At 71.5% G+C, this 24,431-nt stretch carries 18 protein-coding genes; 6 read left to right on the forward strand and 12 right to left on the reverse strand.

Annotated elements, in window-relative coordinates; genetic code table 11:
• The first annotated feature begins 20 nt into the window (after positions 1 to 20).
• The gene (locus PGN23_RS05150) at positions 21 to 2,294 is read left to right on the forward strand and encodes a glycosyltransferase family 4 protein (protein ID WP_335301757.1); all 2,274 of its coding nucleotides are present in this window, start codon (positions 21 to 23) and stop codon (positions 2,292 to 2,294) included.
• A gap of 44 nt (positions 2,295 to 2,338) precedes the next feature.
• A complete protein-coding gene (locus PGN23_RS05155) occupies positions 2,339 to 3,622 on the forward strand; it encodes a glycoside hydrolase family 130 protein (protein WP_335301758.1) in 1,284 nt (427 codons plus the stop codon).
• A gap of 314 nt (positions 3,623 to 3,936) precedes the next feature.
• On the opposite strand, the gene PGN23_RS05160 is transcribed toward PGN23_RS05155, so the two are convergent.
• From PGN23_RS05160 to PGN23_RS05180, 5 genes are all read right to left on the reverse strand, one after another.
• Positions 3,937 to 4,977 (reverse strand): DUF2332 domain-containing protein, encoded by a 1,041-nt coding sequence (locus tag PGN23_RS05160; RefSeq protein WP_335301759.1) that lies wholly within the window; start codon positions 4,975 to 4,977, stop codon positions 3,937 to 3,939.
• Between the two features lie 26 nt (positions 4,978 to 5,003).
• Positions 5,004 to 6,818, reverse strand: coding sequence for a methyl-accepting chemotaxis protein (locus tag PGN23_RS05165; protein WP_335301760.1), 1,815 nt, complete (start codon positions 6,816 to 6,818; stop codon positions 5,004 to 5,006).
• A gap of 60 nt (positions 6,819 to 6,878) precedes the next feature.
• Complete coding sequence (locus PGN23_RS05170; protein ID WP_335301761.1) at positions 6,879 to 9,611, reverse strand: TonB-dependent receptor; 2,733 nt, start codon at positions 9,609 to 9,611, stop codon at positions 6,879 to 6,881.
• 137 nt (positions 9,612 to 9,748) lie between these two features.
• Positions 9,749 to 9,943 carry a hypothetical protein gene (locus PGN23_RS05175; RefSeq protein WP_335301762.1) on the reverse strand — a complete coding sequence of 65 codons (195 nt, stop codon included), beginning with the start codon at positions 9,941 to 9,943 and terminating at the stop codon, positions 9,749 to 9,751.
• Positions 9,944 to 9,965: 22 nt separating this feature from the next.
• On the reverse strand, positions 9,966 to 10,850 hold the full coding sequence (locus tag PGN23_RS05180) for a fatty acid desaturase family protein (protein ID WP_335301763.1): 885 nt from the start codon (positions 10,848 to 10,850) through the stop codon (positions 9,966 to 9,968).
• A 57-nt stretch (positions 10,851 to 10,907) separates the two neighbouring features.
• Here PGN23_RS05180 and PGN23_RS05185 point away from each other — a divergent pair, with 57 nt between their 5' ends.
• Positions 10,908 to 11,690 carry a hypothetical protein gene (locus PGN23_RS05185; protein ID WP_335301764.1) on the forward strand — a complete coding sequence of 261 codons (783 nt, stop codon included), beginning with the start codon at positions 10,908 to 10,910 and terminating at the stop codon, positions 11,688 to 11,690.
• Between the two features lie 499 nt (positions 11,691 to 12,189).
• On the opposite strand, the gene PGN23_RS05190 is transcribed toward PGN23_RS05185, so the two are convergent.
• On the reverse strand, positions 12,190 to 15,327 hold the full coding sequence (locus PGN23_RS05190) for a TRCF domain-containing protein (RefSeq protein WP_335301765.1): 3,138 nt from the start codon (positions 15,325 to 15,327) through the stop codon (positions 12,190 to 12,192).
• Positions 15,328 to 15,444: 117 nt separating this feature from the next.
• Between PGN23_RS05190 and PGN23_RS05195 the strand changes: the two genes are divergently transcribed.
• Positions 15,445 to 16,017: a hemerythrin domain-containing protein gene (locus tag PGN23_RS05195; RefSeq protein ID WP_335301766.1), complete on the forward strand. Its 573-nt coding sequence runs from the start codon at positions 15,445 to 15,447 to the stop codon at positions 16,015 to 16,017.
• Positions 16,018 to 16,442: 425 nt separating this feature from the next.
• Here the strand turns inward: PGN23_RS05195 and PGN23_RS05200 are convergent, their stop codons facing one another.
• Positions 16,443 to 17,642, reverse strand: a complete 1,200-nt coding sequence (locus PGN23_RS05200; RefSeq protein WP_335301767.1) for a CoA transferase — start codon at positions 17,640 to 17,642, stop codon at positions 16,443 to 16,445.
• A gap of 90 nt (positions 17,643 to 17,732) precedes the next feature.
• Here PGN23_RS05200 and PGN23_RS05205 point away from each other — a divergent pair, with 90 nt between their 5' ends.
• Positions 17,733 to 18,686 (forward strand): Csu type fimbrial protein, encoded by a 954-nt coding sequence (locus tag PGN23_RS05205; protein WP_335301769.1) that lies wholly within the window; start codon positions 17,733 to 17,735, stop codon positions 18,684 to 18,686.
• Between the two features lie 142 nt (positions 18,687 to 18,828).
• Here PGN23_RS05205 and PGN23_RS05210 read toward each other — a convergent pair whose 3' ends face one another.
• From PGN23_RS05210 to PGN23_RS05230, 5 genes are all read right to left on the reverse strand, one after another.
• A complete protein-coding gene (locus PGN23_RS05210) occupies positions 18,829 to 21,102 on the reverse strand; it encodes a fimbria/pilus outer membrane usher protein (RefSeq protein WP_335301770.1) in 2,274 nt (757 codons plus the stop codon).
• Positions 21,103 to 21,118: 16 nt separating this feature from the next.
• Positions 21,119 to 21,820: a fimbrial biogenesis chaperone gene (locus PGN23_RS05215; protein ID WP_335301771.1), complete on the reverse strand. Its 702-nt coding sequence runs from the start codon at positions 21,818 to 21,820 to the stop codon at positions 21,119 to 21,121.
• 20 nt (positions 21,821 to 21,840) lie between these two features.
• The gene (locus PGN23_RS05220; RefSeq protein WP_335302084.1) at positions 21,841 to 22,344 is read right to left on the reverse strand and encodes a Csu type fimbrial protein; all 504 of its coding nucleotides are present in this window, start codon (positions 22,342 to 22,344) and stop codon (positions 21,841 to 21,843) included.
• A complete protein-coding gene (locus tag PGN23_RS05225; RefSeq protein WP_335301773.1) occupies positions 22,344 to 22,883 on the reverse strand; it encodes a Csu type fimbrial protein in 540 nt (179 codons plus the stop codon). The genes PGN23_RS05220 and PGN23_RS05225 overlap by 1 nt, the downstream gene beginning before the upstream one ends.
• A 93-nt stretch (positions 22,884 to 22,976) precedes the next feature.
• Entirely contained in the window at positions 22,977 to 23,609 is a 633-nt protein-coding gene (locus PGN23_RS05230) for a response regulator (RefSeq protein ID WP_335301774.1), read from the reverse strand.
• Between the two features lie 182 nt (positions 23,610 to 23,791).
• Here PGN23_RS05230 and PGN23_RS05235 point away from each other — a divergent pair, with 182 nt between their 5' ends.
• Positions 23,792 to 24,424 (forward strand): response regulator transcription factor, encoded by a 633-nt coding sequence (locus PGN23_RS05235; protein WP_335301776.1) that lies wholly within the window; start codon positions 23,792 to 23,794, stop codon positions 24,422 to 24,424.
• Positions 24,425 to 24,431: the final 7 nt, after the last annotated feature.

A 24,431-nucleotide genomic window follows, 5' to 3' on the forward strand; every position in this document is an offset into this window, starting at 1 on the left:
GCGTAAGCGAAGAGACGGACATGACGCAGTCGCCCACCGTGCAGGACGTCGGCCATATCGCGCTGATCGGTAACTACCTGCCGCGCAAGTGCGGGCTGGCGACCTTCACCACCGATACGCATCAGGCGCTGCGCGTGCGCTTTCCGAACATGCGCGTCGACGTCTATGCGATGGACGACCATCCCGGCCGCTATGATTATCCCGCGGGCGTGACCGCCGCGATCCCGCAGCACGATCGCGCCGCCTATATCGCCGCCGCGCGCGCGATCGAGGACAGCGGCGCGCAGGCGCTGTGGCTCCAGCACGAATACGGCATCTACGGCGGCGAGGCGGGGGCGTTCATCCTGGCGCTGCTCGACCGCGTGACCATTCCGGTCGTCGTGACGCTGCATACCGTGCTGGAAAAGCCGAGCGTCGCCGAGCGCACCGTGCTGGAAGGCATCCTGCGCCGCGCGTCCAAGGTGATCGTGATGGCGGAGCGCGGGCGCGAGATACTGGAGAACGTCTGGGGCGCCAATCCGAAGTCGATCGCGGTGATCCCGCACGGGGTGCCCGACCGCGAGCTGGCCGACCCCGACACGTTCAAGCCGCGCTTCGACTGGGTCGGGCGGCAGGTGATCCTGACCTTCGGGCTGCTGGCGCCGGGCAAGGGGATCGAGACGCTGATCGAGGCGATGCCCGCGGTCGTCGCGAAGAACCCGGACGCGATGTACGTCGTGCTGGGCGCGACGCACCCCAATCTGGTCGCGCACGAGGGCGAACGCTATCGCGATTCGTTGAAGGCGCAGGCGGAGGAACTGGGCGTCGGCGACAACGTCACCTTCGTCGACGCGTTCGTCGATCACGAGGATCTGATCGACTATCTCCAGGCGGCGGACATCTATGCCACGCCCTATCTGAACCCGGCGCAGATCACGAGCGGGACGCTCAGCTACGCGGTGGGGGTCGGCAAGGCGGTCGTCTCGACCCCCTATGTGCATGCGACCGAAATCCTGGCGGACGGTCACGGCGTATTGGTCGACTTCCGCGACTCGGCGGCGTTCGCGCGCGAGATCAACGATCTGCTCGGCAATGCGCGCAATCTGACGCGGCTGTCGGCGCGCGCCTATGCGCGCGGGCGGACGATGATCTGGTCGCGCGTGGCGGAGGATGCCATGAGCGAGATCGCCACCGCCGTCGCCACGCGCCCGGCACGGCTTCCCGCCGGCCCCGCCGGGGACGCCAAGGTGCTGCGCCCCGACATCGCCGCGGTCGAGCGGATGAGCGACTCGACCGGCATGCTGCAGCATTCGATCTATTCGATCCCGGACCGGCGCCACGGCTATTGCATCGATGACAATGCGCGTGCGCTGATCCTGATGAGCGCGGTGCCCGATCTGGATCCCGCGACGCGCGATCGCTGGACCAGCGTCTATGCCGCGTTCGTGCAATATGCGTGGAACCCGGACGCGCGGCGCTTTCGCAACTTCATGAACTACGACCGCAGCTGGTGCGAGGATGTCGGGTCGGAGGATTCGAACGGCCGCACGTTGTGGGCGCTGGGCGTGACGGCGCGCGATGCGGCGGAGGCCAAGCATCGCGACTGGGCGACCGCGATGTTCGATTCGACCGCCACGCTGGCGCTGGAGCTGGAGAGCCCGCGCGCGCAGGCGTTCGCGATGCTGGGCGCGGCGGCGATGCTGGAGGCGTCGCCGGGGCACCAGCTGGCGTTGCAGATCCTGCGCCGCTTCCCCGACGAGCATCTGGCGCTGCTGGACGCCGCACGGCGACCGGCATGGGGCTGGTTCGAGATCGTGCTGGCCTATGACAATGCGCGCCTGCCAGAGGCGATCATCCGCGCCGGCATCGCGCTGGAGCGGGCGGACCTCGTGGCGTGCGGGCTCGATACGCTGGGCTGGATCATCGAGAAGCAGACCGCGCCGGAGGGTCACTTCCGTGCGGTCGGTTCGGAGAGCTTCGGTCGCGTCTATGCCGAGCCGCTGCCGTTCGACCAGCAGCCGCTGGAGGCGCAGGCGACGGTGGATGCGTGCTGTGCCGCGTTCGATGCGACCGGCGACCGGCGCTGGTTCGTCGAGGCGAAGCGCGCCTACGACTGGTATCTGGGGGTCAACGACCTCGACCTGCCGCTGGCGACGCAGCGCGACGGCGGCTGTTTCGACGGTTTGATGCCGACGGGGCTGAACCGGAACCAGGGCGCGGAATCGATTCTGGCGCTGCAATTGGCGTCATGTGCGATTTCGGGGCTATCAAAGCGCGTCGAAAGCGTGGCAGGGACAGGACGCGCCGTCGCCTGACGGGCGTTGGCGCGGGGCACGACGTTAAAAGGCGAGGCTGGTCCTTGGAGTTGTTCAACCACCGGCTGCGCCTGCATGCCGATCCGTCGCGCGTTGTGGTGCGCCCGTTCCATATCGGCTGGATGGCGCCGCAGCCCGGCGGTGTCAGCCGGTCGGAGCGGCTGATCGCGGAGGTGCTCGACCTGCCGCCGCAGGCCGCGCGCGACCAGCTGGAGCTGGTGCTCAAGGACTTCGAGGCGCGCCACTGGCAGACGCGGCGCGTGTTCATGACCCGCTACGACGAGATCGCCGCCGCCCACGGACTGGACGGCAGCCGCATCTCGGACGAGAAGCGCCAGCTGATCGGCGCCTATTTCTGCCACGAATACAGCTATGCCGCCGCCGCGCTGATGAACCCCAGCGTAGTGCCGCACCCCGATCAGAGCGGGATGGACGACGGCGCGCAGCGCATCCTGATGTCGCTGCGCGCGGTGGGGGAGGGGCATATCTCCTCCGTCGCCTTCCGCGAGGGCATCATCACCGGCGACGACGAGCTGAAGCTGGCGCCCGAACCGCCGTTCGCCACCGCGACCGACGCGGTCGGCAGCGACGAGGGCGAGATGCCGTCGGGGCCGGTCACCGTCTATCGCCACCGCGACAGCACGCTGTCGGGCACGGTGATCTTCCCGATCACCGAGGCGCAGTCGAAGGGTCTGGAGGACCTGCGCCTCGTCCAGTTCGCGCATGGGGACGGCACGACCGAGTGGCTGGGCACCTACACCGCCTATAACGGCAGCGCGATCCAGTCCGAGCTGATGCGGACCAAGGACTTCCGCGCGTTCGATCTGGTGCCGATGACCGGCAGCGCGTCGCGCAACAAGGGGATCGCGCTGTTCCCGCGCAAGGTCGGCGACCAGTATATGGCGATCGGGCGGCAGGACGGCGAGAACCTGTACCTGCTCAAGACCGACGACCTGACGCACTGGGACGACGGCGAGCTGATCCTGAAGCCCGTCTTCCCGTGGGAGTTCGTGCAGATCGGCAACTGCGGCCCGCCGATCGAGATCGACGAAGGCTGGCTGCTGCTGACGCATGGCGTGGGCGCGATGCGCAAATATTCGATCGGCGCGGCGCTGCTCGACAAGGACAATCCGGCGCGCGTGATCGGGCGGACGCGCTCGCCGATCCTGGCCGCGGCGGATCAGGACCGCGAGGGGTATGTCCCCAACGTCGTCTATACCTGCGGCGCGATGAAGCACGGCGAGAAGCTGTTCATGCCGTACGGCATCGCCGACAGCTCGGTCGGGTTCGCCTTCGTCGCGATCCGCGACCTGCTGGAGAAGATGTAGGCGGGCTGCGATTCGGGGGCGGGGCATCGGCGGTCGGCGACCCGCGGCCTTGCGATGGGAACGCCGCGATGCTCCTGCGACGGCGGGAGCGTGGGCATTTTGGAGCGCCGATCGCCGGATTTCGCGGCCCTGGGCTCCTGCGTGCGCAGGAGCACGGTGGGGCGCCGGTCGAGAACTGAGTGCTTCGGCCGTCGATGTGACGGCTGCCGTGCTCCTGCGGAGGCACGAGCCCAGGGTATCGCAGGGCGACGATCGCCGGTTCTCGCGGCCATGCCCCCGCCCGGCGCAGGAGCATCGTGCCGGCGGTGCGACCGTTATCCTTCGCCGCGCCAGTCGATCCATGCGCCATAGGCGTGGCAGGTCGCCAGATCGATCGTGCGGCCGTCGGGCCATATCGTCAGGCGCAGGCGCACCGCGTCGCGCGCGGGGGTCCATTCGAACGCGATGCGGGCCAGCGGGCGGTCGGCGGTCGCCCGGGCTCCCGCGTCCGCCATCGCCGCATCGACCGTGGCGCGGTCCGCGGGCGAGAGATATTGCATCACCATCGAGTGAACGACGACGCGGGCCAGGCCCGCGGGTTGCGACCGCGCCAGCTGCGCGGGCAGCCACGCCAGGATGTCGCCGCGATCGACCCGTGGCGGAGCGTGGCGCGCGATGCCGAGCGCGGCGGTGAGGCGATCGGCGCGCGCGGCATCGTCGGGCCAGACGAACGCCAGCAGCCGGTCGCGGGCGCCCGCCTGCGTCACTGCGAGCGGGTGCAGGTCGACGCCGCGCGCGGTCGCGACCTCGATCGCCCCCGCGGGCGGGGGCGGGCCGCGCCAGTCGGGTGCGACCCGCACCGGCGATGCGGCGTCACCCGCGCGCACGCCCCCCAGATCGTGCGCATAGGCGGTCAGGTTCAGGTTCAGCCCGGCGCTCGCGCCCAGTTCCAGCAGCGCGACCGGCATGGCGTGATGCGTCCGCAGCACCATCAGCGCGGCCATGGTGGCGGCGGTGCGACCGACCTCGTTGGTCTGCGGCGGGTCGCGGATCCAGTCGGCGACGAACGCATCCGCCCGCGCCAGCGCATCGCCGATGGTGCGGTCCAGGTCGCCCTCGCGATCGCGATACAGCCGCGTCAGCGCCGCATCCTCGCCGGTGCGGGCGAACGCGTGGAGCGCCCCGGCCACCCGCATCGCCAGCGCATCCGCCGCCTCGTCGCCCGGCCAGCCGGCGACCCGCGCGCAGGTGAGAGGGGCGCGCGGTAACTGCCGCCCGACCGCGTCGAGCACCGCGGCGACGAAGGGCGAGCCCATCGCGCGCACCGCGGCGGCCTGATCGTGGAAGGGTTTCGCGGTCACGTCCGGCAGGTCCATCGACATCGCTTCGACGCGGCGCGCGGTCAGAAGCTGTCCCAGCCGTCGCCTCCCGCCGCGGCACGGCGCGCGGGGGCGGGGGCGGGGGCGGGCGCCACCCGGCCCTCGACGCGGCGGGCCGGCATCCGCGTGACGTTCGCGGGCGCGGCGGCCTGCTCGTCGATCGCGAAGGTCGCGACCGAGGCGGCGAGCAGTTCCGCCTCCTTCACCAGATTGCGCGCGGCGGCGGAGGTTTCCTCGACCATCGCGGCGTTCTGCTGCGTCATGCCGTCCATCTCGCCGATCGCGATGTTGATCTCGCCCAGGCTCTTGGCCTGATAGTCGGCGGAGCGGGCGATGCCGTCGATCGCCCCGCTGACGCTGCCGACGCTCTCGATGATGCGCGACAGCGCCTGCCCGGTGCGGTCGACCAGTTCGACGCCGGTGCGGACATGGGTCGAGGCGGAGGTGACCTTCGCCTTCACGTCGGTCGCGGCGTCGGCGGCGCGCTGCGCCAGCGCGCGCACCTCGCTCGCCACGACCGCGAAGCCCTTGCCCGCCTCGCCCGCGCGCGCCGCCTCGACGCCCGCGTTGAGCGCGAGCAGGTTGGTCTGGAAGGCGATGCCGTCGATCAGCGAGATGATCTCGGCGATCTCGTTGCTGGCCTGCTCGATGCCGTTCATCGCGCCGATCGCCTGACGGACGATCTCGCCGCCGCGCTCGGCCTCGCTCTGCGCCGCGGTCATCGACGCGCTGGCCTTCTCCGCCGCACTCGCACCGGCGCCGACCGACCTGGTGATCTCGTCCAGCGCGGAGGCCGATTCCTGGAGGCTGGCGGCCTGGCGCTCGCTGCGATCCGACAGGTCGGACGCGGCGTGGCTGATCTCGCCGGTGTCGCGCTTGATCGATTCGACGCTGCGGCGCACGCCCGCCAGCACGCCCGACAGGCTGCTGGTGGCGGCGTTGTAATCGTCGGACAGCGTCTGGAACGCGGGCGGCACGTCGTGGATGCGCGCGGTCAGGTCCGCCTCCGACAGGCGGTGGAGCGCGCCGCCGATCGCGCCCAGCGCCGCCTCGCGGTCGCGGTCGTCGACCACCTTCGCCACCGCGGTGTCGCGGAAGACGGTGATCGCGCGCGCCATGTCGCCCAGCTCGTCGTTGCGGTTGGCGGCGGGCACCTTGATGTCGTGCCGCCCCTTGGCCAGGTTGACCATGACGTCGGTCAGCCCGGTGATCGGGCGCGCGATCTGGCGGCTGAGCACGCGGCTCAGCGTCACGGCGATGCCGATCAGCGCGATGGTGCCGAGCGCGAGCACGATCAGCGCGATCTCGATCGCCTTCTCCTGGCTGGCGGCGGCGGCCTCGATGTCCTTCGTCTCCTCGGCCCGCAGCGCGCGCAGCGGCAGCGCGACCTTGCTCACCAGCACCGCGGCACCGGCGCCGCGCACCGCCTCCTGCGCGGCGTCGCGGTTGCCCGCCTTCACCGCGGCGATCAGCCGGTCGCCCCAGTCGCGGCGCCACTTCAGCGTCTCCGCGCGGGCCTCCGCCACCATGGCGCGCTTGGCGGGATCGGTCAGCAGCCGGTCCAGCTCGGCCGCGGTTTCGTCGAACTCCTTGCGGCCTTCCTCATACGATTTCAGATAGGTCGGGTCGGCGGTCACCAGGAAGCCGCGGAACTGGCTGTTCTGACGCAGGATCGAGGTTTCCAGCGTCAGCGCCTTGGCGAAGATCGACTGGCTGAAATTGCTGCGCTCGGTCGATCCCGAAATCATCATGATGTTGGCGAGGAACACCGCCATCACCAGCGCCGCGGTGGCGTTGATGGTGAGGAAGGACAGTCCGAGCTTGCGCGGTATCTTCATGGTTCTCGCTAATCCGTCATAGGGGGGGAGGGTGGCGTCCACCCTCCCCCGTAAGGGCGATCAGAAGCGCGAGCGCAGCGTCACGCCGTAGGTGCGCGGCTCGGCCAGGAACGAGCCGAACAGCGTGTTCGCCGTCGCGAACGTCGGCGCACCGAAGCGCTGCACCTGCGACTGGCTGTTCGCGCCCTGGAACGGCAGGTTGAATGCCACCTGCTGATAGTTGGTGTTCAGGATGTTCTGTCCCCAGAACTCCACTGCCCAGCGCTGCCCGTCGCCGCGCAGGCCGATGCGCGCGTTCATCACGAAGAAGCCGTCCTGCGTCTTCTCGACGAACAGGTCGGAGCCCGTGTTGTAGTCGCTGGTCATGCGGCCATCGACGTAGAACAGCGCGGTGAGGCCGGTGCCGGCGATCTCCGGCGACCAGGTGGCCGAGGTCGTGACGACGTGGCGCGGCGCGTTGGACATCATGCTGCCGGGCAGCAGGAACAGCGCGTTGTTCAGCGGCTCGCCCGCATTGCTGCCGACCAGGTTGTTGCGGTAGTTCGTCTCGGCATAGGTGTAGCCCAGGTTGAACGTGACGTCGGGCGCGGGATACATGCCGGTCTCGATCTCGACGCCCTGGGTCACCACGCCGGCCTTCACCGAGCCGTTGCACCGGCCGGTGTTCGAATCGTTGTCGCGGTCGGCCCCGGCCAGGTCGGTGCTGCACGAGCCGATGTTCTGGACGATGTAATTCGCCCCGTTGAAGGTGTTCAGCTGGAAGTTCTTGAACTCCGAGCGGAACGCCGCGACGTTCGCGGTGAACTTCGCCGAGGTGAACTTCACGCCCAGCTCATAGGCGTTCACCGTCTCCGGATCGAAGCGCAGGTTGACCGCCTGCGCCGCGGTCGGCGTGGAAAGCGCGTTCGCGGTCAGGTCCGAGCGGTCGAGGTTGTAGCCGCCCGCCTTGTAGCCGCGCGCGTACGAGCCGTAGAGCAGGGTGCTGGACACCGGCTTCCACGAGACGACCGCGGTACCCGTCAGCTGGCCCTCGTCGATCTTGTCGGCGATCGGCAGCCCGGTGATCGCCGAGGAGGAATTGCCGGTGCAGCTGAGCGTGATGACCCCGCCCGCCAGCGCCGCCAGCGGCGTCGCCAGCAGCGAACGCAGCTCGGCCTGCTGCGTCGGGCAGGCGGTGTTGTTGTTGTTGAAGCTGGCGCGCAGCTTCTTGTGCTCGCTGGTGTAACGCAGGCCGCCCGTCAGGCTGAGCGTGTCGGTCAGGCGGAAGATGTTGTGCGTGAAGAAGGCGTAGTTGCTGCTGGTCTGGTCGTACAGGTCGCGCACCGCGCCCACGTTCCGGATCGTGCTCAGGCGGTCGATGCCGTTGATGAGCGTCTGGCCGAGCGCCGCGGTCAGCGCGGTGCGGCCCGCGGTGCTGAGGCAGCCCGGATTGGCCGGGTTCTGAAGCGCGGCGGCGGGGTTGACGGTCGCGACGATGCGGCACGCGGCGAAGGCACCGTATTGCGCGCCGAACTTCAGATTGTCCGACACCTGCAGATCCTCGTGCGCGTAATAGCCGCCGACCAGCCAGTCGAGGCGGTTGCCGAAGAGGGATCCGCTGAGGCGCGTTTCCTGGGTGAAGGTCTTGAACTGGCGATACGACAGCCCGTCGTCCGCGCGGTAGATCAGGTCGACATTGCCGTAATCGACATCGGCGGCGCCGCCCGCCTTGTATTCGCGATAGGCGGAGATCGAGATGAGCTGGACGTTGTCGAAGTTCCACCCGATACGGGCCGACACGCCGTAATCCTCGGTCACGTTGGAATAGGCGCGGCCCGTCGTCTGCGCGATCTGGCGGTTATAGGGATTGCCGTCGCTGGGCAGGACGCCGCCCAGGCTCTTCAGGATGTTGACGATGCGGTTCTGCGGCGCGACCGCGAAGTCGCCCGGAACGCCCGGGGTGGGATCGGTCTTCTCGCGCGTGTCGATATAGACCGCGCCGCAGCACTTCTCGTCGCGGTGCGTATAGTCGCCGATCAGGCGGACCGAGAAGTCGGTCGTCGGCTTCCAGAACAGCTGCCCGCGCACGAAGACTCGGTCGCGGTTGTTGTAGTCGGTGTTGTTGACGACGTCGCGGTAGAAGCCGTCGCGCTTGCCGTAGACGCCGTCGACGCGGAAGGCGAGCGTGTCGCCGACGACCGGGCCGGTCACCGCACCGGCGACGCGGACCGCGTCGTAATTGCCGTAGCTGACCTCGCCATAGCCGCCGAACTTGAACTCGGGGTATTTGGTGTAGATGCTGATCGCGCCGGCGGAGGAATTGCGCCCCGACAGCGTGCCCTGCGGGCCGCGCAGGACCTCGATCCGCTCCACTTCGCCCAGGTCGTTGAGGCCCGAGCCGGTGCGGCTGCGATAGACGCCGTCGATGAAGACCGCGACCGAGCTTTCCAGGCCCGGATTGTCGCCGACGGTGCCGATGCCGCGGACGCGCGCGGTGGCGTTCGCCTCCGAGCCGGTCGAGGCGACCAGCAGCGAGGGCGCCAGCTGCGTCATCTGGCGGATGTCGGTCGCACCCGAATTCTGGAGCGCGGCCGCGCCATAGGCGCTGACCGCGATCGGCACGCTCGACAGACGCTGCGAGCGGCGGGTCGCGGTGACGACGATATCGGCGGTGTTGGCCGATTCGGCCTGCGGCGTCGCCTCTGCCGCCTTGTCCTGAGAGGTCGGCGCGACGGTGCGCAGCCCCTGCGCCGACGCCGTTCCGGCGACCGTCAGTGCCGCCGTCGATGCCAGAAGAATACCCCAGAGTCGCATTCAAAGCCCCCAAACGTTCGATGTTCGCTGGGGGCGTGGTAAGCGCACAATCATACCCGACCGTTAACCGCGGCGGGCAAGTCGAGGATTCTACGACGAAAGTCGGTGTCGATCCGGAGGTATCGCGCGCCGTGGGCTCAGAAAACCTCTCCGGCGCGCAGCAGGATGCCCATCGTGGCGACCAGCAGGAAGCCGAGATAGATGATCCCGGCGTGGATCGGGGGGCCCGAATTCCTGCCGAAGGCATCCTCGGCGGTCGGTTCGGGGGCGCCGGGTTGGGGGGCGCCGGGTTGGGGGGCGGGGGATTCGGGGCGTGTGTCGGCGTCGGTCATGCGCGTGGGAACGCGCGTGCGGTCAGGCGGGTTGCCGCGTCGCGCGCCGCATGACGTCGATATAGCCGAAGGACAGCGAATCGTGGCCGTCGTAGAAGCCGCGCGCGCGCAGCAGTCGGTGCATCTGCGCGAGCCGGTACGGGGGGACGCCGGCGGTCATGTGATGCTCGACATGATAATTGACGTGGTTGGGGGCGATGAACAGCCGCTCCCACCAGCGCACCAGCGTCGTCGCGGTGTTGCTACGCGGGTCGGGATCGCCGCGGTCGGGCACGACGCCATGCTCGCCGATCTGGCGCAGGCGGACGATCGCGGGATAGACGAACAGCTGCGCCACCCACCACAGCGCATACGCCCACCAGCCGCCGGCCGCCGCGAGACCCGCCATAAGGCCCGCGTGAAAGGCGAGCCAGGGCCATTGCCGCTGCAGCCGGAACCGGCGCAGCGAGCGCATCAGGTCGCGCACGCCCGTCTGCCCCGAGATGTCGCGCCACAGCTTGCGCCGCAGCGCGGTGCGCGTGATCGGATAGTGACGCACGAAGCCCAGATCGGGGTCGTCGGGCGTCCCGGCATGGCGGTGATGCGCGAGGTGATAGGCGCGATAGGCCGCCAGCGACACGTCGATCGGGGTGCCGGCGAGCCACTGCCCGACGCGCTCGTTGGTGCGGCGCTCGCGGAACAGCGCATGGTGCGCGCAGTCGTGGACCAGGATGCCCAGCCCCAGCTGCCGCGCGGCGATCAGCAGCACCGCGAGCGGGATCGTCACCACGTTGGGCCAGCCGATCGCGAGCGCGAAGGCACCCGCGATGATCGCCCAGTTGACCGTGACGGTCCACCACGCGCGCGCGTCCGAACGGCGCATCAGCGCGGCAAGTTCGTCCTTCGACAGATAATCCGTTACGGTCATCGCGGGCAGCCTCCTGCGATCGCGATAGTAACCGTAAATGCCAGTATGAGTCAAAAGATGTTATATGACTGGCGCCAGCCGGTGACGCCGCGGTCGCTGGCGCTGTGGTTCCTGTCGACCGCCGCGCCCGCGCCGCTGCGCACCGCGACGCTGATCGGGCGGGCGGCGATCTTCGGGATCGAGGCGGCGGCGATGCGCGTCGCGCTGGGGCGGCTGGTGCGCGAGCGGATGGCGGTGCAGCCCGAACGCGGCGTCTATGCGCTGGGGCCGGCGGCGGGCGCGCTGCACGTCCGCGCGCGCGGCTGGATGCGGGCGGAGGAGCGGGTGCGCGACTGGTCGGGGGCGTGGATCGTCGTGCTGACGCACCACCTGGGGCGGACCGATCGCGCGCGACTGGCGGTGCGCGAGCGCGCGCTGCGCCTCGCCGGGCTGGCGGAGGCGGCGCCGGGGATGTGGGTGCGCCCCGACAATCTGACCGTGGCGGTCGCCGACGAGGCGCGCGGGCTGGGGCTGGAGGCGGAGGCGATCGTGCTGACGCGCGCGCGTGCGGAGGCGCGGGAGGAGGCGGCGTTCCGTGCGCTATGGCCGGTCGCGGCGCTGGAGGAGGGCTATCGGTTCTGGTGCGCGGAGATGGCGGCGAGCAGCGCACGGCTGGCGGACGCGCACGCGATCGATGCGGCGCGGGAGACGTATCTGCTGGGCCAATCGGTGCTGCGCGCGATCAACTCCGATCCGATGCTGCCGGGGGAGCTGGTCGACGTGGCGCTGCGGCGCGGGATGGTCGCGGCGATGAAGCGCTACAATGCGATGGCGCTGGGGTGGTGGGACCAGGTGGGATGAGGCGGGAGGCGCGCTTCCGTCATGCCGGGCGTGTGCCGGCATACAGGGTAGCACGGGGAGCCGCCGGCGTCGGTGCGTGACGCCCTGGACCCCGGAACGAGTCGAGTCCTCTGCGAACGTCGTGGATCGCTCGACAATTTCGCCGTTCCCCGACGCAGGCCGGGGCGCGGTTGGCATGGCTTTTCCGTCTGTTGCCACCGTCCCCCAGCTGGGCCCCGGCCTTCGCGGGACCTTTGCAAAAGTCTCCACCGTGCTCCTGCGCAGGCAGGAGCCCAGAGTTGCAGGTCGCATAGGCGTTGTTCTGCTGGGCCCTGGGCTCCTGCCTGCGCAGGAGCACGGCGTGGGCTGGGTGCCGTTCCACCCGTTTTGCAAAGGTCTCGCCTTCGCCGGGGAACAAGGAGCTGAGTTTCGCAGAGGTCTCGAACGAGGCCGGGGTGACGGGTGGGCGGGATCGTTCCGGCATCCACCGTGCCGCCCGCCCGCCCGCGGCGGCGTGGCGTCACTCCCCCTCCAGCAGCGCCTGCACCCGCGCCAGCCGCGCGCCCGCGTCCCCGATCCGTTCGCGCAGGAGCCAGCGGTCGTCGCGTCGCTCCAGCCCCGCCGCCGCGGTGTCGAGCGTCGCGTCGTCGCGCAGCGTCAGCGCGATCGCGGCGGGGCCGGCGTCGATGCGGGCGATGCCCGCGGCATGCGCCTCGGCCCGGATGCGGGCGATGGCGAGCAGCGTCGCGGCCTCGGGCGGGATCGTGCCGAAGCGATCCTCCAGTTCCTCCTCGAACGCGTCGAGCGCGGCGGCATCGGCGAGCCGCGCCAGCCGGGCGTAGAGCGTGACGCGCAGCTCCTCCTCGGGGATCCACGCCGCAGGCAGGCATCCCGCGATGCCCAGCCGCAGGTCGGGAGTCCAGCGCTCCACCGTCTCGCCGCGCGCGGTGCGCAGCCCGGCCTCGAGCAGCTGCTGATACAGATCGATCCCGATCAGCTTCATATGCCCGGCCTGCGTCTCGCCCAGCAGGTCGCCGGCGCCGCGCATGTCGAGGTCGCGCGCGCTGATCGCGAAGCCCGCGCCGAGCCGGTCGAACGCCTCCAGCGTGCGCAGCCGCTTGAGAGTACGCGGCGCGATGTCATGCGCCGGGTCGGTCAGCAGCAGCACCTGCCCGCGCCGGTTGCCGCGACCGACGCGCCCGCGCAGCTGGTGCAGCTGCGACAGGCCGAAGCGGTCCGCGCGCCAGATGACCATCGTGTTGGCGCGCGGCACGTCGAGCCCGGCCTCGATGATGTTGGTCGCGAGCAGCACGTCGCCGCCGCCGCCGCCGAAGCGCACCATCGCCTCGTCGATGTCGCCCGCGGGCATCTTGCCGTGCGCCTGAAGCACCTCCAGCTCGGGCACCAGCGTCGCCAGCGTGTCGGCGAGCGTGGCCATGTCCTCGATCCGCGGCACGACGACGAAGCTCTGCCCGCCGCGGCTCTTCTCGCGCAGCAGCGCGGCGCGCACCGTCTCCGGGTCGAACGCGCCCACCGCGGTGCGGATCGGCTGGCGGCGCGCGGGCGGGGTGGCGATGACCGACAGCTGCTGCAGCCCGATCAGCGCGGCCTGGAGCGTGCGCGGGATCGGGGTGGCGGACAGCGTCAGCACGTGCCCCGCCGACAGCGCGCGCAGCCGGTCCTTGTCCGCGGCGCCGAAGCGCTGTTCCTCGTCGATCACGACCAGCGACAGGTTCGCATACGCGACGCCCTTCGCCGCGACCGCGCCGGTGCCGACGACGATGTGGATGCTGCCGTCCTTCAGCCCCGCCTTGACGCGCCTCTTCTCCGCCGGCGTGGACAGGCGCGACAGCCCGGCGACGACGATGCCGGTGCCGTCGAAGCGGGCGGCGAACGTCTCCAGATGCTGACGCGCGAGAACCGTGGTGGGGGCGGCGACCGCGACCTGATGCCCGGCGAGCGCGGCGACCGCGGCGGCGCGCAGCGCGACCTCGGTCTTGCCGTAGCCGACGTCGCCGACGACCAGCCGGTCCATCGGGCGGCCGCTGGCGAGATCGCTGCGCACCGCCTCGATCGCGCGCGCCTGATCGGCGGTTTCGGTGAAGGGGAAGGCGGCGGCGAAGCGTTCGTAGGCGGCGGTGTCGGGCGCCAGCACCGGGGCGGTGCGCGCGTCGCGCTCGCGGGCCAGTTCGGTCAGTGCGCGCGCGCTCTCCGCGATGGCGGCGTCGATCGCGCCGCGGCGCTTCTGCCAGCTGCTGCCGTCGAGGCTGTCGAGCGTCACCGCATCGGCCTCCGCCCCGTAGCGCCAGATGCGGTCGGCCTCCGCCACGGGGACCAGCCGCACGCCGTCCTTCGCATAACGCAGCCGGATCGCGTCGCCGCCGTCATCCTCGGGCAGCGGCTCCAGCCCGTCGATGACGCCGATGCCGTGATCCTCGTGCACGACGACGTCGCCGACGCGGAACTCGCCCAGATCGAATACGGCAGTGTCGCCCGGGCCGGCGGCGGTGTCGCCGCGATCGGCGCGGCTGCCGAGCAGGTCGGCGGCGGCGACCGCCATCACGCCGCGGCGGCGGAAACCGCGCTCCGCGGCGATGGCGAGCGACACGATCGTGCCTGCCTTCGCGCGACGGACCGCGCGCCAGCTGTCGACGGGCACGACCTCCGTCTTGAGCGCGCGGACGACGCGGGGGCCGAGGAAACGCAGGTCGCGCGCGCTGCCGAGCAGGGCGACGCGCTCGCCCGCGTCGATCGCGCCGCGCGCGTCCTTCGTGAAGGCGCGCAAGGGAGCGCGCGCCTCGACGAAGCGGGGCGGGGGATCGCCGGCTCGGGTGAGGTCCAGCGTGTCGCGCCCGGCGAGCGCGCCGTGCCAGCCCGCGTCGTCGATCAGCTCGCGCACCGCGCGTGCCGGGCGGCGGCGTGCGGCATCGGCGGCGAGGTCGAGGAAGCGGCGGCGGCGCTCCTCCGCGCCGGCTTCGATGACGAGGCGCGCGTCGGGCAGGTGGTCGGCGATCGACACGCGGTCGTCGCCCGGCGCGGGCTCGCTGACGCGGCCCAGCTCGCGCCGGTCGCATTCGCCGGTGGTGCGCTGGTCGGCGGGGTCGTAGCTGCGCAGCGACGCGACCCTGCCGTCTGCGATCTCGACGCGCAGCGGCTGGTCGGCATCGGCGGGGAAGACGTCGAGCACCTGTCCGCGCCACGCGACCTCGCCGGGTTCGTCGACGCGCTCGTCGACGATATAGCCGATCGCCTGAAGCTCGGCGAGCAACGCCGCGCCATCGGCGGGCGCGCCGACCGCGACGCACGGCGGCTCGGCATCGAAGGCGGCGGGGGGCGGATACGCGCGCGCCAGCGCCTCGCCGGTGGTGATGCAGGCCAGCCTGCCGCGTCTGGCGGCGGCGTGGCACTGGCGCAGGCGGCGCAGCGCCGACACGCGCTGGCCGACGTTGATCGGGGAGGCGGGGGCGGCATCCCCCGGCAGCGCGTCGCTGGCGGGGCAGAAAACGACCGTCGCCCCGGGCGCGGCGATGGCCAGCGCGCGCGCGATCGCCTCGCCACGCGCCTCGTCCACGGTGGCGAAGAGGAGGTCCCCCTTCTCCAGAGCCTCGGCGAGCGCGGCGGCGGTCTCGGCGATGCCGACGGGGGGCGTTCTGGTCATGTGGCGCGGACAAAGCGCGGGGCGGGCCAGGAGTTCCGCTGCGGCTGATCTGGATTATGGCATGGAAACAGGTGGTTGGTGCCGTCGTTTCAGCCGGGTCAGATCGGGAGAGATGCGATGGCGACGACGAGCAGGGACGGCGTGCTGGGCGAGGTGGCGACTCCGGTCGCGATCGGTGCGGTGGCGGGCGTGGCGACGGGGCTGATGGCGAACCTGCTCCGCAAGGCGGTGGTGCAGGCGCCGACCGTCTTTGCGGGCAATTGGGACGAGGCGCTGGCGGCGGAACATGCCGCGACGCTGAAGATCTTCGATGCGCTGGAGAAGACCGACGATACGCAGGCGACGAAGCGCGGGTTCCTGCTGATGCAGCTGAAGCATGCGCTGGGCAAGCACGCGTTCCAAGAGGAGAACGTCATCTACGCGATGATGCGCGATCACGACCTGAAGGAGGCGGCGGATCACCTCAACCACGATCACGGCTATGTGAAGCAATATCTCTTCGAGCTGACCGAGCTGCCGCGCGACGATGCCGCTTGGCTGCCGAAGGTGAGCGACTTCCGCACGATGATCGAGAAGCACATGCGCGAGGAGGAGGACGAACTGTTCCCCAAGCTGCGCGGCGGGCTGACCGCGGAGCAGAACAGGCACGTGACGACGGCGATGAACAAGGAAGGGTTGAAGCTGGCGTAAGCTTCCGCCGTCATGCCGGGCTCGTCCCGGCATCCAGGCCGCCACGCGTCTCACATCGTATTGTTTGCGGGACCCCGCACTCCAGAACATGTCGGGACATCCGCGATAGTCCGCTTTGTGCCCCGGCGAATGCGGGGCCTTTGCAAAACAGGTGCAACGGCACCCAGCCCACGCCGTACTCTTGCGCAGGCAGGAGCCCAGGGCCCAGCAGAACAACGCCTTATGGGACCTGTAACTCTGGGCTCCTGCCTGCGCAGGAGCACGGCGTAGCCTTTTGCAAAGGTCTCGCGAAGGCCGGGGTCCAGTGACGGACGGCTCGTAAGATGCTGAAACGGCGCCTAACTGGGCCCTGGCCTCCGCCGGGGAACGAAGAAGGCTTCGGACTTTCGCAGCGGGCTCGATAACGCCGGGGAACGACGAGACGGTCAGCTCGTGCCGACCACGCCCGCGTCCACCAGCCGCGCGATCTCGGCATGGGGGAGGCGCAGGCGCTCGGCCAGCACCTCCTCGCTATGCTGGCCGTTGCGCGGCGCGGGGGCGGGGGGCTGGCGATCGTGCTGGGGCAGGGTCGCGAAGGCGCCGGCGGCGGGATAGTCCATGCCGCTGGGGTTCGCGACGCCGGGGGCGAAGATCGGGTTGTCGCGCACCAGCCGCGGGTCGTGCGCGGCGTCGTGCATCGTGCGGTAGGCGGAGTGGACGATCCCCGCGGCGTCCAGCAGCGGGGCGAGCGTGGCATGGTCGCGCGCGGCGATCGCGCGCTCGAACAGCGGGAACAGCGCGTCGCGGTGGCGGAAGCGCTCTCCGTCGTCGGTCGCGAAGCTGACGCCGCGCTCCGCCTCGATCGCGGCCACCGCCCCGGTCAGGCCGAGTGCCGCCAGCAGCTGGCGCCACTGCCGCGGGGTGACGACGACGATCATCACGCGCTCGCCGTCCGCGGTCGCGAAGTCGCGCCCGAACAGTCCGTACACGGTGTTGCCCAGCCGCTCGCGATTCTCCCCCGCGGCCAGCACCTCCGCGATGCCGCCCAGGTTGGCGACGGTCCCGATGGCGACGTCGGACAAGGGCACGCGGATCTCGCCGCCCTCCCCCGTGGCGTCGCGGTGGCGCAGCGCGGCCATCATCGCGAAGGCGGCATAGGCGCCGGTCAGCAGGTCCCAGGCGGGCAGCACGTGGTTGACCGGCTCCGGCCCCGGGCCCGTCATCATCGGGTAACCGACCGCGTTGTTGACGGTATAGTCGAGCGCGGGGCTGCCGTCGGCCCAGCCCATGACGCGCACCGTGACCAGGTCGGCACGCTTCGCCGCCAAGGTGTCGTGCGAGAGGAAGCCATGGACGGGGAAGTTGGTGACGAACTGTCCCGTCGCCTGCACCAGCGCCTGCAGCAGCTCGCGCCCCTCTGGCCGCGACAGGTCGAGCGCGACCGACTTCTTCGCGCGGTTGAGATTCTCCCAATAAAGCGAATCGTTCGCCGCCGTCACCGGCCAGCGGCGGAAGTCGGGGCCGCCGCCGATCTGGTCGACGCGGATCACCTCCGCGCCCATCTGCGCCAGATAAAGCCCGGCGGTGGGGCTGGCGACGAAGGACGATGCCTCGATCACCGACAGGTCGGGCAACAGCCGGTACATATCCTCTCCCGTCAGACTTCGGTCTAATCGCGCGCCCCGCGGATGGGCGATGCAAGGGTTCGGTAGCATCCGGCGCCGACGGTGTCGCGCATGACCATGCGAGGCGTCCTGCGACTGTTGGCGGCGGGTGCGGCGGCCTATGCCGCGCCGGTGCAGGCGGGGTGCGCGGTGAACGCGGGCGCGCTGACGCTGGCGCCGTCGACCTCCTACGACGTGCGCGCGGGGGCGGTGCCGGTGGTGGCGGGACCGGCGGGGCTGACGTGCACGGGGGCGGCGATCAGCCTGCTGGGCGGCAGCTATGCGCGCGCCACCGTGACCAGCGCCAACGCCTTCGCGCTGAAGGCGCCCGGGGGCGCCAGCCTGCCCTATGCGGTGTCGGCCGACGCCGCGGGGCAGCAGACGTTCACGCAGGGCGGCACGGTGGACTTCGCCAGCGGCACGCTCTTGTCGTTGCTGGGGATCGGCAGCGGGGGCGGCTTCAATACCGCGCTGTATGCGCGGCTGGCGGGGCAGCCCAACCTGCCCGCGGGCACGTACCGCGACACGCTGACGGTGGTGTGGGACTATTCGATCTGCAACGGCGTGCAGGTGGCGCTGGTGTGCGTCGACTACGAACGCGCGCGGGTGACCACGACGATCGCGGTGACGATGGTGGTGCAGAACGACTGCCGCATCGCCGCGCCCGCGCTGGCGTTCGGCAGCGTGGCGCTGGTGCGGCAGTTCACCGCGGTGACGCAGTCGGTGCTGGTCGATTGCACCCTGGGCACGTCGTACAAGGTCGCCTTCACCGCCGGACGCGGCGGCTCCGCGCGGCCGTGGCGCACGATGAGCGACGGCGCGGGGGGCGTGCTGCAATATAACCTGTACCGCAGCGACGGGGTGACGATCTGGGACGAGAGCAACCCGCTGTCCGCGGCGGCGGCGGGGACGGGCGCGGTGACGCCGGCGCAGGCGCAGACCTATGTCGCGAAGGTGAACCCGGCGCAGGCGACGCCCGCGGCGGGGGCGTATGCGGACCAGCTGACGGTGGTGGTGAGCTTCTAGCGGGGAGGGTATCGACGTACCACCGTCCGAAGACGAGGTGCGGAGGTGCGATGTTCGCGCAGGGCACGCAGAGGACGCAGAGGGGTGGGGCACGCGGCGCGCCCGCTCCTCCGCGTGAACGTCATCGCCATGGCGGGCGGGGTCAGCGGCAGACGATGGTGCCCACATCGGGGAGGACCCCCGGCGTTTCCGGCACCTGCGCCGTCGCGTGGCACGGGCGGCCGTCGGCCAGCGTCGCCGCGACCGTCACCGCGCCGCGCAACCCCTCGATCAGCAGCACGCCGTCCCAGCCCACTACCGCTTCGGTCGCGCCGTCGAGCGTCGCGGGAGTGCCGGGCGGAAGGGGGGCGTCCTGCGCATCGACCAGCCGCGCGGTCACGCTGCGGCGATAGACCACGGGCAGGCGGATCACCGCGCCGGTGCCGCCGCGCAGCGTCGCGCGCGCCTGCGTCGCGCGGGCGATCGCGTCGGCGGGGAGCCTGACCGGGTCGATCGCGAAGCTGCCGGGGTGCCAGGCGGTGACCGCGGGCACGAACATCCGCCCGTCGCGCCCGGTGCGCCCCATCTGCTGGTTCTCGTAATAGACGGGAACGTCGGCCATGTCGGTCGCGACCACCGCGAACGCGCCCGGCAGCGAATTGGCGGCATAGGCGCGCCCGTCGAGCCAGGTGACCGACCCCGCGACGCCGCCCCATATCGACGTGGCGCGGCCGTTGCCCGCGATCCCGGCGTCCAGCTGCACCGCGCGTCCGCGCCAGGTCGCGCTGCCCTGTCCCAGCACGCTGCCGTCCGGCGCGCGCGCGAGGTCGGCGGCATAGCCCAGGCCGCCGTCGGACGGCATCGCCTGCGCCGTGCCCAGCTGGATGCGCGTGCCGCCGCTCGCGTCGCGCGCCACCCCGGCACTCGCCAGCGCGCGCGTGCCGAGCGGTACCACCAGCCGCAGCTGCGCGCTGAAGCGGCGGGCGAGGTCGTGGTCGACCGCGGCGAAGAGCGATGCGCCGCGCCCGACCGGCATCGACCAGGACAGCGACGCCAGCCGCAGCCGGGCGCCGTCGCGCGCGCGCGCCGCGATCAGCGCCGCACCCAGGCTGGCGTTGCCGGGGGCGGGGACGCTGAGCGTCACGCGGTCGCTGCGCCGGCTGCCGGCGTAGCCGCCCAGGTCGAAACCCGCGATGTCGCCGAACCCCGATGAGCGCGCGACATGTTCGACGCCCACGGTCACGTTGCGCGCGACATAGCCATAGCCGGCGGTGACCTGCGTTCCGGTCGCGCCGGCGGTGCGCGAGGCGAGGACGGAGCCGCTGAGCGCGCCCCAGCGTCCCGGCGCCCAGGCGACGCCCGCGCCGGCGGCGACGAGCCCGCGCGTCCCCTCGACATGCGCGGACAGCGTCAGCGTGCGGTCGACGCCGTGGCGCAGCGAGGCGGAGGCGACCGCGCGGCCATAGTCGAACCCGGCGGCGCCATAGCGGTGGCGCAGCGCCCCCGCCTCGACGCTGAAGTCGGTGAGGCCGGGGCGCAGCAGTTCGGGCGCGACGTAGAAGGGGATGACCGTCGCCATCTGCCGCCCGACCGCATCGGTGGTGACGACGCGCGCCTCGCCCGCGCCGTTCACGACCGGAACCGAATCGAGCACGAAGCGTCCCGGCGCCACCTCGCTGCGCGCCTGGCGATAGCCGTTGATGAAGAGGTCGACCGCGCTCGGCACCGCGGCCTCCCCCGCGAAGCTGGGGAGCGGCACGGTGACGAGGTCGGGGCGGATCGCGAAGTTGCGCGACAGCTGCACCCCGCCCATCCGCACCGCGGACGTCCAGGGCAGCGCACGGGAGATCAGGTCGCCCGCGGTCGCATCCAGCGCGCGCCCCTCGTCCACCCACGCATAGCGGGTGTCGAGCCGGACATAGCCGCGCCGCGCCCAGACCCCGGTGTTGGAGGCGGTGCCGAAGCGGCCGAACACGCGCTGCTCGCTCCACAGCGAGACGGTCGTGCGGCGATCGATGCGCTGCGCGTAGAGATCGTAGTTCAGCAGCGCGCCGGTATCGACGACCGGGGTGACGCGGGCGTCGTGCTCGGCGGCGATGCGGCGCACCGGCAGCAGCGATGCGGGCGCGTCGATCGACAGCCGCAGCGCGCTCGCGTCGTAGCGCACGCGCAGCGACGGGTGGTGGGCGACGTCGACGGGGGCGGCGCCGGGAACCGAAAGGCCGGCGCGTCGCAGCACGTCGGGGGCCAGGAGCAGGCGGTCGCCCTCCTGCTGCATCTCGACCGCCGGGCCGCCGCTCTGGCCGTTGACGACCAGCTCGACGAACAGCGTCGCGACCGCAGGCATGAAGGTGGCGGGCGGCACCGCGCTGTCGGCGCGGGCCGCGCCGGGCAACAGCAGCGCGAGCGCCGCCCACCACAGCAGGAACCGTCGCATCGCCGCCGCGCGCGCGTCAGGCGCGCTCGTCCAGCACCCGGTCGGTGCCGTTGACGCCGACCTTGATCCGCCCGGTCTCGCCCGCCGGCAGCGCGAAGGTGGCGACCGCGCCGGGCAGGACATAGCCGGCCAGCCCGCCATGGACCGTCACCTCCCGCGCGCCGGTGACGAGGCGCAGGTCGGTGAGCCGCGCGTGCGCGGTGCCGGTGTTGCGGATCGACAGCATGCGCCCGCCGGCCCCCGCGACGATGCGCGCGTCGAGCTGCACCGTACCGGGCACGGCCGCATCGTGGGTGAACAGCGGGATCGAATAGCGCATCTGCACCGCCAGCCGCGCCTGCACCGCGCCGTCCGGCCCCGCGGGTGCCGGGCGGGGCAGTTCGTCGATCAACAGGCGATAGGCGTTTTCGGGCGCGCGGTCGGGCGTGCGGCGGATGATGCGGACCAGCTGGCGCGCGCCGGGGGCGACGGTCGCGATGGGGGGGCTTGCCACCACCACCTGTTGCGCGTCCAGCCGGTCCTCGCCCCCCGCCTGCGACCAGGCGAAGGTGCGAACCTGCAGGGTGACGGGCTCGTTGCCCTTGTTCTCCAGCCACATCGCGGTGCTCTGTTCGCCCGCGCGGATGACGGGATCGACCGGCCAGATCACGACGGTGGCGGCCCGTGCCGCCGGGGTCAGCGCGGCCATGGCGAGCAGCAGGGCGAGGAAGAGGCGCATGGCAGGTCGGTTCCCGTGCGTTACCAGGTGAGCGTGATGCGGACGGTGTCGGTGTAGGTGCCGGCCCGCGCGGGCGTCGTCAGCGTGGCGCGCGCGCGGACCGGCAGCCGCCGGGTGCCGCCGGTGGCGAAGGACAGCGGCAGCGCGCTGCCCGCCCAGGGGGTCGCCGACCCATCGGCGAAGAGGCGATAGGGTATCGTGTCGGTGCCGCCGCCGCGTTGCAGCCGCCGCTCGCCGGACGCGGGATGGTCGCCCGTATCGGCGGTGACGTTGACCGCGAGCCCGGGGGTGCACTCGATCGACAGGCCGGCACCGGCGGTGGAGACCAATGTCGCGTCGCCGATGCTGCCGGGCACGCCCGCCACCTGCCCCATGTCGATCGTGCCCCACCGCCCGCCCGCGTCGGTCGCCACCAGGCAGCCGGGCAGGATTCGCGCGGACACTTCGAACGGCTTCGCCGTCTCCGCCGCGGCGGGGGCCGCGATCAGCGCAAGGGGCAGGGCGCAGGACGGGAGGGGCCGCATCACCAGCTCAGCGTGACCTGCACCGTGTCGGTGTAGCGGCCCGCGGCGATCACCGCGCCGCCGCTGTTGACGCGCGCGTAGATGGGGACGGAAAAGGGCGTGGTGCTGGCGGTGCCCAGCGTAATGCGGCTGCCGATCGTCAGCTCCGCGGTGCGCTGCGCATCGGTGAACAGGCGATAGTCGAGCATGTTGCCGCTCGACGCCATGCGGCGCTTCCCCGCGGCATCGTTGCTGCCCGCGCCGATCGTCAGTTGCGGTGCGACGCCCGGCGAGCACAGGATCTGCAGCGCGCCCAGCGACCCCACCAGCTGGCCGTCGACATTGCCGAAGATGCCGGGCTGGTCGGGGAAGGTGATGTCGCCGAGCGACCCCAGGCTCGCCTGCGGCGTTGGCGCGCCGTTGACGACGCAGGCGTTGGTGACGGTGACCGCGACCGCGATCGTCCCCGTGGCGGTGTCGGCCGACGCGGGCGCCGCGACCAGGGCGGCGCTGACGAGCGCGAGGACGGCGGGTGGCAGGAAGGCGGTGGTCCGTGGCATAAGCGAGGTTCCTGTTCGCGATGGCACGACGAACCTCCGCCCGGCTGGTAAAGGGGACCTTACCCGCGCCCGTTCAGCTTTTGCCGCTACGACCTAAGTCGAAGGAAGGGCGCCATTTTCCGGCGCGAGCCGGCGGTCGATCAGCGCGATCGCGCGGCGGGCCTCGCGCCGGGCGGCGGCCTGTACCGCGGCGTCGCCGCCGTCGGCGTCCGACAGCGCGCGCCACGCCTGCCCGACGCGGGCGAACCCCAGCGTCCCCGCCACCCCGGCGATGCGATGCGCCAGGTCGCGCACCTCGCCGCGATCGATCGCGACGACCGCGGTGGCGAACAGGTCGCGCAGCCGCGCCGCCATCGAGGCGATCTGCGCGGCGCCGAAGCTGTCGGCCAGCCGGTCGAGCGAGCGGTTCTCCTCCCCCGGATGCCAGTCGGCGGACAGGCGGGCGAGATCGTCGGGCGTGGCGGGACGCGGCAGGACGCCGTCGAAGCCGTGCGCGGTCAGTACCGACAGCCCGGTCGGGCGCGTCGTCGTCAGCGCGACGACGGGGATGGAGCCCGCGGGCAGCGGCGATCGCCGGATCGCCGCGATCGTATCCAGCGCATCGGGCCCGGCCACGCGCAGGTCGAGCAGGATCAGCGCGGGGCAGGGCGCCGCGGGGGGCAGCACGTCGCGCCCCTGCCCGCAGGTCGTCACCGCCCAGCCGGACCGGGTGAGGGCCGTCGCCATCGCCGCGCGCGTGACCTCGTCCGGGTCGGCGACCGTCACCGCCGGCGAGGCAGATTGTAAGATTTTTTCATGTTCCTTTCGGGTCGACATCTGCGTTCTTCCCTGAAACAATGCATATAGATCAATATGTTCGGATAAGCGACCGGGCAATGGGACGAAGCGAAAGAATAGGCGGCCACGTCTTGGTCGCCGACGATCATCCGCTGACGCGCGAGGGGCTGTCGCTCGCGGCGCGGGCGGCGATGCCGGGGGCGATGATCGTTTCCGTGGGAAGCGTGGCGGAGGCGGTGGCGCAGGCGGAGGCGCGGGGCCGGTTCCGCATGGTGCTGCTCGACTTTCAATTGCCCGACGCGCGCGGCTATTCCGGGCTGCTGGCGCTCCAGATGCACGATCCCGCCGTCCCGATCGTCGTCGTCACCGCGCACGAGGATCCCTCGCTGGTCGAGGCGGCGCGCGCGCTGGGGGCGGCGGGGTTCCTGTTCAAGAGCCTGCCGCTCGACACGATCGCGGCGAAACTGCGCGAGGTGGATGCCGGTCGCGTCACCTTTCCGGCGGATGTCGCGCCGCATGCCGCGGTCGCGGCGGCGCGCGCGCGGATCGACAATCTGTCGCCCGCGCAGCACCGCGTGCTGATCGCGCTCGCCGATGGCCGGTCCAACAAGCATATCGCCCGCGAGCTGGACGTGACCGAGGCGACCGTGAAGGCGCATCTGTCCGCGATCTTCCGCCGCATGGGGGTCGCCAACCGGGCGCAGGCGATGCTGGCCATGCAGCCGTTGCTGGGCGACGTGGCGGCGGCCCCGCCCGAGTCATGACGGCACG

Source organism: Sphingomonas adhaesiva (assembly GCF_036946125.1).
GTDB classification, from domain to species: Bacteria; Pseudomonadota; Alphaproteobacteria; order Sphingomonadales; family Sphingomonadaceae; genus Sphingomonas; species Sphingomonas adhaesiva_A.

Bases quoted from the DNA above. Each gene is read 5' to 3' on its own strand.
- PGN23_RS05220 (WP_335302084.1), bottom strand. From the start codon at position 22,344: ATGCGGCCCCTCCCGTCCTGCGCCCTGCCCCTTGCGCTGATCGCGGCC.
- PGN23_RS05215 (WP_335301771.1), bottom strand. From the start codon at position 21,820: ATGCGCCTCTTCCTCGCCCTGCTGCTCGCCATGGCCGCGCTGACCCCG.
- PGN23_RS05195 (WP_335301766.1), top strand. From the start codon at position 15,445: ATGGCGACGACGAGCAGGGACGGCGTGCTGGGCGAGGTGGCGACTCCG.
- PGN23_RS05175 (WP_335301762.1), bottom strand. From the start codon at position 9,943: ATGACCGACGCCGACACACGCCCCGAATCCCCCGCCCCCCAACCCGGC.
- PGN23_RS05200 (WP_335301767.1), bottom strand. From the start codon at position 17,642: ATGTACCGGCTGTTGCCCGACCTGTCGGTGATCGAGGCATCGTCCTTC.
- PGN23_RS05205 (WP_335301769.1), top strand. From the start codon at position 17,733: ATGACCATGCGAGGCGTCCTGCGACTGTTGGCGGCGGGTGCGGCGGCC.
- PGN23_RS05165 (WP_335301760.1), bottom strand. From the start codon at position 6,818: ATGAAGATACCGCGCAAGCTCGGACTGTCCTTCCTCACCATCAACGCC.
- PGN23_RS05225 (WP_335301773.1), bottom strand. From the start codon at position 22,883: ATGCCACGGACCACCGCCTTCCTGCCACCCGCCGTCCTCGCGCTCGTC.
- PGN23_RS05190 (WP_335301765.1), bottom strand. From the start codon at position 15,327: ATGACCAGAACGCCCCCCGTCGGCATCGCCGAGACCGCCGCCGCGCTC.
- PGN23_RS05150 (WP_335301757.1), top strand. From the start codon at position 21: ATGACGCAGTCGCCCACCGTGCAGGACGTCGGCCATATCGCGCTGATC.
- PGN23_RS05180 (WP_335301763.1), bottom strand. From the start codon at position 10,850: ATGACCGTAACGGATTATCTGTCGAAGGACGAACTTGCCGCGCTGATG.
- PGN23_RS05185 (WP_335301764.1), top strand. From the start codon at position 10,908: ATGTTATATGACTGGCGCCAGCCGGTGACGCCGCGGTCGCTGGCGCTG.
- PGN23_RS05160 (WP_335301759.1), bottom strand. From the start codon at position 4,977: ATGGACCTGCCGGACGTGACCGCGAAACCCTTCCACGATCAGGCCGCC.
- PGN23_RS05170 (WP_335301761.1), bottom strand. From the start codon at position 9,611: ATGCGACTCTGGGGTATTCTTCTGGCATCGACGGCGGCACTGACGGTC.
- PGN23_RS05210 (WP_335301770.1), bottom strand. From the start codon at position 21,102: ATGCGACGGTTCCTGCTGTGGTGGGCGGCGCTCGCGCTGCTGTTGCCC.
- PGN23_RS05230 (WP_335301774.1), bottom strand. From the start codon at position 23,609: ATGGCGACGGCCCTCACCCGGTCCGGCTGGGCGGTGACGACCTGCGGG.